At 61.4% G+C, this 12,315-nt stretch carries 12 protein-coding genes and 1 tRNA gene; 4 read left to right on the forward strand and 9 right to left on the reverse strand.

Going from position 1 to position 12,315, the window contains the following annotated elements:
- Nucleotides 1-626: 626 nt before the first annotated feature.
- The 3 genes from QWI75_RS11730 to QWI75_RS11740 all read left to right on the forward strand — a co-directional run bounded on the left by QWI75_RS11730 (nucleotide 627) and on the right by QWI75_RS11740 (nucleotide 4,332).
- On the forward strand, nucleotides 627-2,099 hold the full coding sequence (locus QWI75_RS11730; RefSeq protein ID WP_289268759.1) for a sensor histidine kinase: 1,473 nt from the start codon (nucleotides 627-629) through the stop codon (nucleotides 2,097-2,099).
- Nucleotides 2,100-2,212: 113 nt separating this feature from the next.
- Entirely contained in the window at nucleotides 2,213-2,896 is a 684-nt protein-coding gene (locus QWI75_RS11735) for a hypothetical protein (protein ID WP_289268760.1), read from the forward strand.
- 11 nt (nucleotides 2,897-2,907) lie between these two features.
- Nucleotides 2,908-4,332, forward strand: a complete 1,425-nt coding sequence (locus tag QWI75_RS11740; RefSeq protein ID WP_289268761.1) for a sigma-54-dependent transcriptional regulator — start codon at nucleotides 2,908-2,910, stop codon at nucleotides 4,330-4,332.
- Between the two features lie 203 nt (nucleotides 4,333-4,535).
- Here QWI75_RS11740 and QWI75_RS11745 read toward each other — a convergent pair whose 3' ends face one another.
- Nucleotides 4,536-4,739, reverse strand: a complete 204-nt coding sequence (locus QWI75_RS11745) for a hypothetical protein (protein ID WP_289268762.1) — start codon at nucleotides 4,737-4,739, stop codon at nucleotides 4,536-4,538.
- Nucleotides 4,740-4,894: 155 nt separating this feature from the next.
- Between QWI75_RS11745 and QWI75_RS11750 the strand changes: the two genes are divergently transcribed.
- On the forward strand, nucleotides 4,895-5,992 hold the full coding sequence (locus QWI75_RS11750; protein ID WP_289268763.1) for an IS5 family transposase: 1,098 nt from the start codon (nucleotides 4,895-4,897) through the stop codon (nucleotides 5,990-5,992).
- 470 nt (nucleotides 5,993-6,462) lie between these two features.
- On the opposite strand, the gene QWI75_RS11755 is transcribed toward QWI75_RS11750, so the two are convergent.
- The 8 genes from QWI75_RS11755 to QWI75_RS11790 all read right to left on the reverse strand — a co-directional run bounded on the left by QWI75_RS11755 (nucleotide 6,463) and on the right by QWI75_RS11790 (nucleotide 12,315).
- Nucleotides 6,463-6,538: transfer RNA gene (locus tag QWI75_RS11755), tRNA-Thr, on the reverse strand.
- Between the two features lie 217 nt (nucleotides 6,539-6,755).
- Nucleotides 6,756-7,001 (reverse strand): hypothetical protein, encoded by a 246-nt coding sequence (locus QWI75_RS11760; RefSeq protein WP_289268764.1) that lies wholly within the window; start codon nucleotides 6,999-7,001, stop codon nucleotides 6,756-6,758.
- Nucleotides 7,002-7,280: 279 nt separating this feature from the next.
- The gene (gspK, locus tag QWI75_RS11765) at nucleotides 7,281-8,228 is read right to left on the reverse strand and encodes a type II secretion system minor pseudopilin GspK (RefSeq protein WP_289268765.1); all 948 of its coding nucleotides are present in this window, start codon (nucleotides 8,226-8,228) and stop codon (nucleotides 7,281-7,283) included.
- Entirely contained in the window at nucleotides 8,212-8,760 is a 549-nt protein-coding gene (locus tag QWI75_RS11770; RefSeq protein WP_289268766.1) for a type II secretion system protein M, read from the reverse strand. Before QWI75_RS11770 ends, gspK begins: the two co-directional genes overlap by 17 nt.
- Nucleotides 8,760-10,325, reverse strand: coding sequence for a pilus assembly protein PilM (gene pilM, locus QWI75_RS11775; RefSeq protein WP_289268767.1), 1,566 nt, complete (start codon nucleotides 10,323-10,325; stop codon nucleotides 8,760-8,762). The genes QWI75_RS11770 and pilM overlap by 1 nt, the downstream gene beginning before the upstream one ends.
- 31 nt (nucleotides 10,326-10,356) lie before the next feature.
- Nucleotides 10,357-11,268, reverse strand: coding sequence for a type II secretion system protein GspN (gspN, locus tag QWI75_RS11780; protein ID WP_289268768.1), 912 nt, complete (start codon nucleotides 11,266-11,268; stop codon nucleotides 10,357-10,359).
- On the reverse strand, nucleotides 11,247-11,885 hold the full coding sequence (locus QWI75_RS11785; protein ID WP_289268769.1) for a type II secretion system protein GspJ: 639 nt from the start codon (nucleotides 11,883-11,885) through the stop codon (nucleotides 11,247-11,249). The genes gspN and QWI75_RS11785 overlap by 22 nt, the downstream gene beginning before the upstream one ends.
- A complete protein-coding gene (locus QWI75_RS11790; RefSeq protein ID WP_289268770.1) occupies nucleotides 11,854-12,315 on the reverse strand; it encodes a type IV pilus modification PilV family protein in 462 nt (153 codons plus the stop codon). Before QWI75_RS11790 ends, QWI75_RS11785 begins: the two co-directional genes overlap by 32 nt.

Raw genomic sequence — 12,315 nt, forward strand, 5'->3', positions numbered from 1 at the left:
CAATTCCAAGATACAAGGCGTACTTGAAACAGTACGTCGAACCGACCGAGTGGCGAGCCCGCCCGCTGGCAGGCCGTGAAACTGCATGCCAGCTTGTTGCAGCGGCGAATCCGCGATTGCAGCAGAAGCGTTCATGAATAATGCGGGTTAAATTCTCGTCGTCGGAGCCGAGACTCTGCCTTCGCAAGCCAGACAGGGGCGTGCCGGCACGCCGGGGGTTGGGAGGGCGGGCGCCAGGGCAAACTGGCTTTCCAAGACGACCATCTCACTGCCTTGGTATGTCCATAAGCGCCGGCAAGAGGGGCAACAATACCATTGCACATAGGCCGGCCACTCGTGATCCCGCGTCGCCATCGATTGCCTGCTTGCCCAATCCAGGTGAACGATCCGTCCGATTCACGGCCCGACCGCTTCCACCGCCGCGCCGGCCGGGTTGTGATGGCGCAGGATACCGGATCGCGAGAGACCCCTGCAATCGACCTCTGGCGCCCGGCGAGACCTGATGGCGGTTGTGCGCGCCGCGAGCCCGCGGCGCGCCCGTGAAGAATTGCTTTGCCAGACATTGTTCCGCCACGGTAAATAGTGTAAGGAATCTCGGACTAGGTCTGAGAGCACGCCGGACGCCCATGGGACTTCCGATTTTTTGGCGGCTGGTTTTGACCATCCTGGTCATCATCGGCGTGATGACCGGGGTGACGATCTACGCCCTGTTCCAATTGAGGCAGATCACGATCCTGACCACGGAAATGGCCGTCAGCCATTACCCCGCCATCGAAACCAGCAAGCGGTTGACGACCTTGCTGCTCGGCGGCATCCAGAGTGAAAAGAAATTCCTGGCTGTCCGGGATCCGGCGTTTCTGCTTCAGTCAGAAGAGGAAGGGGAGGAGTTCAGCCGGACCTTGGCGACGCTGCGGGCGACCGAGCGGAATCCCCAAGCCCAAAAACTGTTGGCCGACGTGGAACGGCTGCGAAGAGAACAGGTCAACCTGTTCCGTCAGGAAACGCAGCGACAGCCGGCGATACCGGGCCGGCTCTCCCCCTCCTATGAAAGCACGAGGGATGCGATCGTCGATCGCATGACGCAGACCTTGCAGGCCTACACGGATCTGCGGCAGGCCAGCGTCAGCATCGGCATCAGCCATGCGTACGCGAGTGCCGCCAAAGCCGAGGCGGCGACCCGACACCTGATCGTCGTGGCCTTGTTGTTCGGCCTGGTGGTCGCCGGCATCGCCAGTTACAGCATTCTGCGTCCGCTCCGCCGGGTGCAGTCCCACATCAAACATATCGGGCAGGGGAATTTCGGAGCGCCGCTCCAGATCTCGGCGCCGCAGGATCTCCAGGAACTGGTCGACACCGTGAACTGGATGGGGAAGAAGCTGCAACAGTTGGACGACATGAAGTCGGAATTCCTGGCGCATGTCTCCCATGAACTCCGGACGCCCATGGCCTCGATTCAAGAGGGCACGCAACTGCTGCTGGACGAAATCCCAGGCCCGGTCACGCCCGATCAGAAAGAGACGTTGCGCATCATGTCCGACAGTAGCCGGCGCCTGATCCGGCTCATCTCCACGATCCTGGACCTCTCCAAAATGGAAGCCGGGATGATGGAGTATCGGATAGTCCCGACGGACTTTCACCGGCTGGTGGAGGTCTGCGTCAACAAGATCCGGCTCTTGGCCGACTCCAAGCATGTGCAGATTCTCAGCGACCTGCCCAAATCCCGCCTGTGGATCAAGGCCGATTTCATGCGGATTGAACAGGTGCTCGATAACCTGCTCTCCAATGCTCTAAAATTCGCCCCGGAAGGGTCGGTCGTGCGGATCCTCGCCGAAGCCAAGCCGAAGCAAGGCTTGCTGCTGGTCTCGGTCGTGGATCATGGGCCGGGGATCAATCCGGAGGACCTGCCGCATATTTTCGAGCGGTTTTATCAAGGCCGCAGCCAGGGATCGCGAGCCGTCGCCGGGAGCGGGCTGGGCCTCGCCTTGGCGAAACAGGTCGTGAAGGCCCATGGGGGGCGAATCTGGATCGAAAGCGAACGAGGGAAAGGAGCGACGGTGAAATTCATCCTGCGTTTGGCCAAAGAGGGTTCAGAGCCATGAGAGGACTCCTCCCTCGGGCCTGTGATGCCATACCCTATAGTCTGATGATAGGGTGGTGCTTTCTCGCGGCTGCCTGTAGTACAATCCATACACCTCAACCAGGTTCCGCCCCCGTGTTTCGGTTGGATGGGCTCGACCAACGGGGGTTTCAATCCCTCATCCGGCGACAGGATGCGTTGATTGCCAAATGCCAGGCGACCAATACCTGCGACCAGGCCTACTTCAACCGTGGTCTGACGGCGCTCTTCGAACATCGCGATAGCGCAATCACACATTTTCAAAAGGTTGTGAGCCTGGCCCCAAAGGGAAAATTGTCGCAGGCCAGCCAGGCCTGGGTGCAGTTGTTACGGGCGGGGTCGAATGCGAAGGATGGTGATTCCTGGATGGCGGCGCACTGGAACGCCCAGGCCATCGCTCGAGAAAGGGAGCTGCTAACCCAAACGGTCGAGTATCTGGCCCGAGAATTGCTTGTCAGACAAGGAGAACTCCAACAGATCGCGTCCTCGAAAGAATCCGATCTCAGCACCGTTGAAACGCTGCAGCGGGAACTTTCCGAACGGCAGAAGAAAATCGAGGAACTGGCCGGAAAGAAGGAACCGCCCCGTCCCGGGTCGGACCCGGCCATGGTGCAGGCGCTGCAAGCGCAACTCGAGCAGCGAGATAAGAAAATCGAGGAACTGACCAATCAGCTTGAGGCCCTCAAGCGAATCGACCAGGAAATGAGAGAAAAGGCCAGACCCGTGCGGCCCCCGGCGCCGCCCGCTCCGCTCCCGCTCGAAGGGGAGCCCAAACCCTGATGAGGAATGCCATGGACAAAGAAAAGATTCTCGTGATCGATGACGACGAAGGGCTGCTGCATCTCCTGAAGATGCGGCTCACGTCCATGGGCTTCGCCGTCACCACCTGCACGACCGGCCAGGAGGCCTTTGCCGAGGCGAGAAAGGGCGTGTTTGATCTGGCCATTACCGACCTGCGCCTGAAGGGCGAGGATGGGCTGATGGTGACGGAGGAGCTGCTCCGGATTCATCCCGGCCTGCCGGTCATCATCCTCACCGCGCACGGCAGCATCCCGAACGCGGTGGAAGCCATGCAGCGGGGCGCCACTGGGTACCTGACCAAGCCGTTTGACGACAAGGAACTGAAGGCCAGCTTGGAGAAGGCCTTGTCCCAACAGCGGATGAGCCGGGAGATTCAGCGGCTCAAGCTGCTCGTCAAAGAGCTGTACGGCATGGAGAACGTCGTCGCGCGGAGCCCGCAGATGCAGCGGCTGTTCCAACAGATCGCCCAGGTGGCCGACACCGATGCGACGATTTGTCTGTTGGGAGAAACCGGAACCGGAAAAGAAGTCGTGGCACGCGTGGTTCATGCCAACAGCCGCCGCGCCCAGGGGCCCTTCATCGCCTTGAACTGCGCGGCGATTCCCGAAACCCTGTTCGAGAGCGAGCTGTTCGGACACGTCAAAGGCGCCTTCACCAACGCCCATGCCGCGAAGAAGGGCCTGTTCCAAAGCGCCAACGGTGGAACCCTGTTTCTCGACGAGATCGGAGAGATGCCTCTCTCCATGCAGGTCAAGCTGCTGCGCGCCGTGCAAGACCGGGAAGTCAAGGAAGTCGGCGCGGACCATACCACGAAAGTCGATGTGCGCATCATCGTGGCGACCAATCGGGACTTGGGCGAAGCCGTGAAGTCGGGCACGTTCCGGAGCGATCTCTATTATCGCGTGCAAGTGGTCCCCCTGGTCATTCCGCCGCTTCGAGAACGGCGGGACGACATTCCCGTGCTGGCCCATCATTTCCTGAAGCAATCGGTCAGCCGAACCAACAAGAACGTGACCGGGTTCACCCCCTCCGCGATGCAGAAACTCGGCATGTACCATTGGCCGGGCAACGTGCGCGAGCTGGAAAATGCGATCGAAAAGGCCGTGATCATGTCGCGCCAGGACCTGATCACGCCGGATCTCCTGCCGTCCATCACGGCGGTGACGGAGGCTCCGCTTAAGCCGTTGACCGAGGCAAAAGAGGACTTTGAGCGGAACTACCTCAAAAGCGTGTTGCAACTCACCAACGGCAACATTTCGCGCGCCGCCCAATTTGCCGGCCGGTATCGGGCTGATTTTTACAAGATGCTCAGAAAATACGGCTTGCATCCCTCCACGACCAAGAGCCGTATCGAGGGAGAGGTGGAGGAGGTGGCGGAAGAGTTCGAAGCCGGAGAAGAAATTATTCAGTCGTAGCCGGCTGTGGGCCGGTGACTAGGAGCCTGTCCGGCATTGCCGTTCGTGACGAGGTGAAGGAGGTGCTGGCAGATGCACGGCCGCAGGCTGCGAAAAACCGGAGGCGTATTCGCTGGAATACGTTGAGGATTTTTCGGGACGAGAACAAAGCAGATGCCGGGACATCGTTCGCCGCAGTAGAAAGGTCAATGTCGGACAGGTTCCTAGCCCAAGGTCGTCGACATCCCCTCCAGATGGCTCCAGAAGAGTTTGGCCTCCGCCTGGCATAGGACCAGTGGAGTCGTCTGTCCAGTCAGAAACACCTTGACGGTCCATTCGTCCTGGTAGACCTGCCGTTCGCAGTAGAGGATGCGATGGAGATTGATCGTGCGATTGACGAGGTGAATGAGGGGTTTGGTACCGTCCACGATCCCAGGTCCGCGATTTCAAGCCAATGGAGTTGGCGAACAACGGCCGACAAGTTCAGAACATACCCCACTAGCAGGATGTTGAAAAAGCCATTGACTTTCACAGAATAAGTATTAGCACCGTGCAGCCGTTCACACAACCAGGGGGGAGAACGATGCGCGGTGAGGTGACTGCTCAGCAAGCCATGTTCAGTTACGTGTCTCCCGAAGCCCGAGTTCCGGCCACCCACCCCCTGCGAGCGATCAAGGCGAGGGCTGACGAAGTCTTGGCGACCCTGGAGCGGACCTTTGACGAGATGTACAGCTCGACGGGACGGCCGTCGATCCCTCCCGAGCGGCTGCTGAAGAGCGAGTTGCTGATCGCGCTGTTCTCCATCCGTGGGCATCGGCTCTTCTGCGAGGAGCTCAACTACAACATCCTGTTTCGCTGGTTTCTGGACATGAATCTCGATGAGCCGGGGTTCGATCACAGCACGTTCAGCCAGAACAGTGAGCGGCTGCTCCAGCACGAGGTGGCCCAGCGGTTCTTTGACGCGGTGGTCACCGCCGCGCGCCGCGAGGGGCTGCTCTCGGATGAGCACTTCACCGTGGACGGCACGCTGATCGAAGCCTGGGCCTCGCTCAAAAGTGTCACGCCCAAGGCCGCCCCGGCGGCGGCACCGCCGGACGATCCCGGTAATCCTACCGTGGACTTTCATGGGGAGCGGCGCACCAACGCCACGCATCAGAGCACGACGGACCCGGAAGCTCGGTTGGCCCGTAAGGGCCAGGGCAAAGAGGCCAAGCTCTGCTTCTCCGGCCATGTCTTGATGGAGAACCGGCACGGCCTGTGTGTGGATCTGCAGATCGCGCCGGCCACCGGGACCGCCGAGCGGGAGACGGCCCTGGCCATGCTGCGCCGGCAGGCCAGCCGGGGCATTCGCCCCCGTACACTCGGGGCGGACAAGGGCTATCACTGCAGGGACTTCGTGCGCCAATTGCGTCGGCGCCACATTCGTCCCCATCTGGCGCGGGTGGCAGGCCGGCGCACACCCGGCCTCGATGGCCGCATCACGCGCACGGTGGGCTACGCGCTGAGCCAACGGATTCGCAAACGGGTGGAAGAGATCTTCGGCTGGCTCAAGACCGTGGGCGGCTTGCGCAAGACCCGCTTCCGAGGTCTCGCACGGACGCAGCATGCCGCCTTGCTCGTCGGCGCCGCCTACAACCTGCTCCGTATCAGCCGCCTGCAGGCGCCGGCACCGGCCACCTGATCTCCCCAAGAGGGACTGGTTATGTTCAGCGAGCCGCAACAGACCAGAAGACAACGGCCAGGCTCCTCTCGGATTGCCAGAAGCTGTTGGCGGTTGAGCGAGGTGGGGAAAATTTGAGCCGTGCATGCTAGTTTTTCAACACCCTGCTAGACCTGATCCAGCAAGATTTATCGTCCGACAAGTCGAGGATTCCGAGAGACCATCGTCACGGATGGATGGACGTGGTTTGGCTTGTTTCGGTAGCAGAGCGGTAGCCAGATGTCCTACTGATATGAGACGCGCTTAATCAATGCTGCTAACACCTTGCTACCAGGTGGGTGCCTTGGGTCTCGATGAGTGTCAGGGTGAGACAGGAACGAAAAAGCGGTTGCTTATGCTGCCGTATACCCCTGGCCAGTCAAGCAATCGAAGTATCGCTGGAGGGATGTATCCGGCGGCGTCAATTGCTCCGGGTCGAGTCAAGCAGGGTATGGAGCTGGCGAGAGGAATCGAACCTCCAACCGGCGGTTTACAAAACCGCTGCTCTGCCGATTGAGCTACGCCAGCGCCAGAAATTCCAGTCGTAGCCACCGTTGCCGTGTTCCTATATCAGCCGCTCCCCATCCTGTCAAGGCAACCAAGGCCAGCGCTTCGTCTGACTTTCGCATCTGACTCGGAACGGCAAACCCGTTTCAACAGTGTGAAACAGGGATTTGCGATACGCACAAGAGAAAGACAACTGGCCCTATGCAGGGCCTGTCCAAGGACAAATACGAGAAAGGACTTAGGAGAGCGGCTTGTCGCCAGGCGAGTCGGAAGGGTCTTGCTCCGCACGCTGCTGCTCCGCCAGGACTCGCTCCAGGATCTGCAAGGATTCGTTCAGCAAGTCTGAGGCGCAACTGAGGGTTACTTGAAACTGCTGCATGGCCTCTTCGCTCCGGCCCTCCTCTTGAAGGACCAGAAACCGGCGGTGGGCCTCATCGAGGATGGCCTGCTTCGCGTCAAGCATGAGGGTATCTGCCGGGTTCATGAAGCCTCCTTGTGCCAACCGTGCATGGAACAGTAACAGACTTTTCTTCCTGGTCGCAAGGGGCTCTGAGCGCCTCTTTGGCGGGAGAAGCCAAGTATCCATGGCTACTGCGCGTGGGAGAAAAGCTCCGCTCCGGCCGCAAGGCTATGCTGTTCGTGAGCAAGAAAGGTGAGTGAAACCGCGTCCTTCGATAAGACGACTTGCGTCGAGACGCGTGCAATCGATGGAGATGTGGAGATGTTGCTTTATGTCGCCTTGTCGAAAATTGGTCTATGAACCTTAGCGGATCTGTACAAAGAGCAGTGTGGTGTCTCCCTTGGCTTCGTCCCGTTTCACGACCCCCAGGACGGATTTCACCGCTTCGTTGACCCGCACCGTCCCGCGAATAGAGAAAAACTGGCTCTTGATGTCGTAGGCTTGCGTCAATCGCAGTTCCTTGGCGATCGGTTCGAAACTGGAGATGCGATCAAGATCCTGCATCGTCTTGTAGGGACGTCCTTGGATGATCTCGCCGGCGATGGCGGCGCTGATGCGCAGGTCCAAGGCCTGTATGACCAACGGATGGGCGGTGTTCAGGTTGATGCGGCCGTCTGTTTGTGAAGGAAAGACCGTCACGTACTTGGCCATCTTGTCGATCATGTCCTGGGTGACGCCCTTGACCAGCCGCAATTCCTCCAAGCTTTGCAGCGGTTCATTGGCGGCCCGATAGGGGGGGCGGAGGGTCTGATAATACGACGATTCCGCCCCGTCGGCCTCCGGCGCTTCATCGGCATCGATCCAATCGACGATGGCGTCGACTACGCGGGGATCGACCTGGATCAGCTCGAACAGGCGCTTGAAGCGGAGCAGGGTGGACCGTTTGGCCACGGGATCGTTCAAGCCCCCGAGGAGATTGAGATTCAGCTTGCCGCGCTCGTCTTCGATGACAGCGTTGATGATGCCGTCTCCAAGGGGAAAGTTGGTCAACGGCATCATCCAAAGGTCGCCCGGCCCGTCGTAGTGGAGTTTGGTTCTCGCTTCCAACAGGCTGTCCTGCCGGAGGACCGCGCGCGCCGCCTGGATGCCGGCCCGCGCGATGGTCGTCGCCTTCAAGCCGTCCCGGAACACGGCCGCATCCCGAAACTCCCGCCGCGCCTCCGCGTCGAAGTCGAGAATAATCGCGACCAGCAGCGTGAGCACGAGCAGAGCCAGGAGCAGCGCAATGCCCCGCTCATCCGACCTTTTCATAGGAGGAGATCCTGATCGTCACCTGAAGCAAATGGGGGCTGTCGTAGCGCGGGACGACTTGGAGCCGCTTGATTTCCACCAAAGCCGGCGCCCCGTCGATCGCGCCGACCAGCGCCAGGAGCTGCGGCAGTTGCAGACCGTCGAGCCGCATTTCCACGGCATTTTCTTGATAGCCGGACACCTCGGTCGCCGGTTGGGGTTGCATGCCGACGATCTGGTCGCGGACGCCGGTGGCGACGGCCGTTTCTTCGAGAAACGCCAGCAACGAGAACGATCCGCTGCTTCGCGCCAGTCGTTGTTCGATCGACGCCAGCCGGTCGCGCAACTCCTGATGCTGCACCGCGATCTGGACGAGTTCTTCGTAGTTGCGGCGTTTCTTGTGATGTTGGCGGTCGAGCGCGGCGGCCTCGTCAAGCAGCGGGTCGAGCACCAAGGCGAACAGCAGTCCCAAGGCCAGCACCGCCATGCCGGCGCCGACCAGCCACCGTTCGCGCGGCGAGAGTTGATTCCAACGTTGGCGCAACGCGTCCATCAGCGTGCCTCCGCCGTAAACGTGAGCCTGAAGATCACTTGGTTGGGCGATGCCCCGACCCGCGCATCGCTCACCGCGATCTCCTGAAAGCCGGTCTCCTGTTGCAGGGCCTTCTTGATGCGTTCGACCGAGTCGAAGGAATCCGTTTCCGCTTCAAGCTGCACCCCCGGTCCCTCCATCAACAGGCCCCGCACTCTCACCGTTCCGGTCGAGGGCAGCCGCCGGACCAGCTTGGCCAATGTCGGGATCACCGGCGTCTGTTGCGATTCCAGGAGTTCGATCCGTTTGGACAGGGAGACCACTTGGCTGCGCGCCCGGTCCACTTCTTCCCCGGGAAGCGCGTCGCCTCCGATCGCCCGCTGATAGAACGCCTGCAAGGCCGCCCGATCCTGACGGACCTGGTCACGTTTCAGCGACACATGCGTCCAGACATCACCGATGCCCAGGGCGATCAGGCAGGCCAAGCCGACCGACGCCCAGATCGTATCCTGTTTGATCTCCTGGCTGCGGACCCTCTGACCTTCGTGCAGTTGCCGCTTGAGGTCGTAGCCGAGCGCGGCGCCGTTGGATTTGGCCAACCAGCGGCGGCCCAGCACCTTGGGGTGCAACGCCAGCCCCAAGGCGACCGAGAAGGCCCGTGGGCTCGTTTGGCCAAACCCTTCGCGAGGGCCGACCACATCCAGTTCGAGCTTCTGGCCGAGGTACTCGGGAAAGTGGCGGAACTTCGCGCCGCCGCCGGACACCCACAGATGTTGAATTCTCGTTTGGGTGGAGGACTCGAACGCATGCAGCGCCAACCTCACCTCCCGCACGAGCGGTTCGATCCATTCCTCGCCGAGTTGGACGGTGGCCATCCGCTTTCGCCGCTCCGCTTCTTCGAGCGTCCATTGATAACGCTGGGCCAACGCCTGCGTCAGGTGGTTGCCGCCCCAAGAGAGGGTGCGGAGCAACCAGGGACGATCCCGGTGAATCAGGCAAATCGTCGTCTTCGTGGCTCCCACATCAAGGACGGCCAAGTTTTCCGGCACCGCGCCGCCCTCGGAGCGGAGCAACTGGACGACCGAAAAGAGCGCCAACGCGTCCACGTTGACGGCCGCCGGATGCACGCGCGCGGCCCTCAGAAACTCCAAATGCTCGCTCAGCGTCTTCTTGGGGGCGGCCGCCACCAATACATCGCTCTGTGGCCTGGTCCCTGGGGTCACGTCCTTCGTCGCCAGCATCAAGCCTTCGACCGCCACATCTTCGATGGACATGGGAATGAGATTTTCCATCTCGAACGGCACGACCTGGGCCATCTTTTCCGGGTCGGTAAAGGGGAGGGCGAGCCGACGCAACGATAGGTTGCGGCAGGGAAGGGCCGTCACGATGGGCGCGCGGTGCAGTTGATGCCGTTCGAGAAAACGCCGGATCAGCCTGGCCCGCTCGGCCATGTCTCTCTGGTCTGGCTGGAGGAAGGGCAGGGGCTGGTAAAAATACTCCACCTCGTCCTGTCCCGCCAACGACCGGCGGTAGCGGACGGCTTTGATGGCGGAAGCTCCGATGTCGAGTCCGACGCTTTCACTCACGGGTCACACGATCCCTTCCTTGGTTTCGCGCTCAGAGAGAGAGTTGCGGCCGCACGACCGGCCCGACCAGCCGGACGGTAATGGGGGTGCCGGGAGGCAGCGGAAACCCTCCGACTGCGGCCATCCGCTGAGACAGAGACGGACTACAGGTAATCGTCAGCGCGAGATCCAGACGAGCCTCGTCCAGCGACTGCGCGAGCGTTACCTGTCCGCTGCCGGTTACCGATCCGTCCGGGCCGTTTCCCCGTAGCTCCACGATGCGGCAGAGTCCTGCCGTACAGGTCACCTTGCCATGAACGACCGCGAGGCCCCATTCCGGCATGCGCCCTCCCTGGGCGGAGACGGGGTCCACGGCGACCTCCGTTGCATCGACCGTCAGTTCTCCGTTTCCAATCGCGATATTCCCTGCCTGGGCCGACGGGTTCCCTGAGAACTGGAACCGGCCCTTGAGCCGGCCGCCTCGAATGGGCGCGCCGATCAGTTTGGCCAGCTCCACCCGATCCGCCGTGCCCTCCACCAGGGCGACGCCGTGGAAATTCCATCCCGTAAAGACCGTTCTGGTCTGGAGCGCGGCCGGTTCACCCTTGTCCTCCAACCAGACTGAGAGATCCGCGACAGGGGTGCCGTGCAACGCGTCGGCCACCGACAGTAGGGCCTCGATGCGGGCCAGCCGGAAGGCCTGCTGGTCCCGTACGCTGATCTGGACGTTCTTCCATTCAAGTCCGAGCGGCCAAGCCACGTGCCACCGATCGATCTGCACCTTGGCCCCTGTGCCCCGCTCGATCTCAGCCAGCAGGCGAGCCTGCACCGCCTCGAACGGAAACGTCAGCAAGAAAAACAGCAACGTGAGCGCCACCCCCACCGCGCACCAGAGCAGGATGGTGCGGACGGAGGAGGACCAGGAGGAGGGTTGTCCCAGCGTCAACTCGGCAGTGTCAGCCATGACGTAAAGGTCCTCGGAGGCTCGTCTTCCCGTTGCAAGATGAGCTCGATCATAAAGCCCTGCGGCAGGGTCTTGCGCGAGCGCCCGTCCCACTGCTCGATCCACACGCGCGCCTGGCTGTCATAGTACCGGATGTTGAAGCCGGCGACCTGGTCCGCCACATCCGTTTGCCGGACTCCCTCTTCGCTGAGCGTGTAGATGTTGGGCCGGACGAATCGAACCAGCTTTCTCCCGACTTTCGCATAGACCACCCGCGCGGCGTCTGCTTCCGGACGATCTCGCTGTTGGCTCTGCTGATTGCCGGTCACGAAGGCCAAGGTGTCCGCCGGGTAGCCGCCCTCGCCGATGAGGTTCTGTCCGATCCACGGCTGGGTGGCGGAGTTCCGGCTCAACATGAGATCCTGTGCCAGCAGGCTCAAACAACTCCGGACCATCTGTTCCCGTGTGCTGTCCTCGCGCACGCGCTCGATCGCGTCGGTGGTCGCCGTCAACGATCCGAAGATGAAGGTAGCGGCCACCGCGAGAATGGCCACCCCCAGGATCAATTCGATCAGGGTGAAGCCGCGCTCCTCGTGATCAGCGTGATCAGAGGGCCGCGCCGCTGGTCTGAAAGACATAATGGCTGAGCTCGACGGATTCTTCGTTCAATCCATGAGTCCAGAGCACCTCGACGTGCACCTCCTGGACCTTTTCCAACGGAGTCGGCATGATGGACCGCCTCCAGCGGTAGCCAGGCGCCCGATCTTCGCCCGTCGCGCGGAAGGAGAGACCCGGCGGCGCATCCTTGAAGTCTCCGCTCTGCTCTCCTCCTGTCGGCAGCACCGGCAGCAACTCCGTCTCCAGCAGCTTCTCCTGGGCCAAGAGAGTAGCCGTGGTGATTTCTCTCGCGCGTTCGCGAAGGTCCAGGTCCCGATTGCGCAGGCCCAACAGGACCGGGAGCACAATCGCCAACAGGGCCATGGCCAGCATGACCTCCAAGAGGGTGAACCCGCGGGCATCCTCCTCCTTGGGAAGTAGGGGACCGTTCTCAGATTCGGCTCGGTGCAT

Source organism: Nitrospira tepida (genome assembly GCF_947241125.1).
GTDB classification, from domain to species: Bacteria; Nitrospirota; Nitrospiria; order Nitrospirales; family Nitrospiraceae; genus Nitrospira_G; species Nitrospira_G tepida.

Excerpts from the sequence above, each read along its gene's own strand:
- QWI75_RS11790 (WP_289268770.1), bottom strand. The coding sequence starts at position 12,315 with ATGCACCGAGCCGAATCTGAGAACGGTCCCCTACTTCCCAAGGAGGAG.
- QWI75_RS11785 (WP_289268769.1), bottom strand. The coding sequence starts at position 11,885 with ATGTCTTTCAGACCAGCGGCGCGGCCCTCTGATCACGCTGATCACGAG.
- gspN (WP_289268768.1), bottom strand. The coding sequence starts at position 11,268 with ATGGCTGACACTGCCGAGTTGACGCTGGGACAACCCTCCTCCTGGTCC.
- QWI75_RS11770 (WP_289268766.1), bottom strand. The coding sequence starts at position 8,760 with ATGGACGCGTTGCGCCAACGTTGGAATCAACTCTCGCCGCGCGAACGG.
- QWI75_RS11750 (WP_289268763.1), top strand. The coding sequence starts at position 4,895 with ATGCGCGGTGAGGTGACTGCTCAGCAAGCCATGTTCAGTTACGTGTCT.
- QWI75_RS11740 (WP_289268761.1), top strand. The coding sequence starts at position 2,908 with ATGGACAAAGAAAAGATTCTCGTGATCGATGACGACGAAGGGCTGCTG.
- QWI75_RS11730 (WP_289268759.1), top strand. The coding sequence starts at position 627 with ATGGGACTTCCGATTTTTTGGCGGCTGGTTTTGACCATCCTGGTCATC.
- gspK (WP_289268765.1), bottom strand. The coding sequence starts at position 8,228 with ATGAAAAGGTCGGATGAGCGGGGCATTGCGCTGCTCCTGGCTCTGCTC.
- QWI75_RS11760 (WP_289268764.1), bottom strand. The coding sequence starts at position 7,001 with ATGAACCCGGCAGATACCCTCATGCTTGACGCGAAGCAGGCCATCCTC.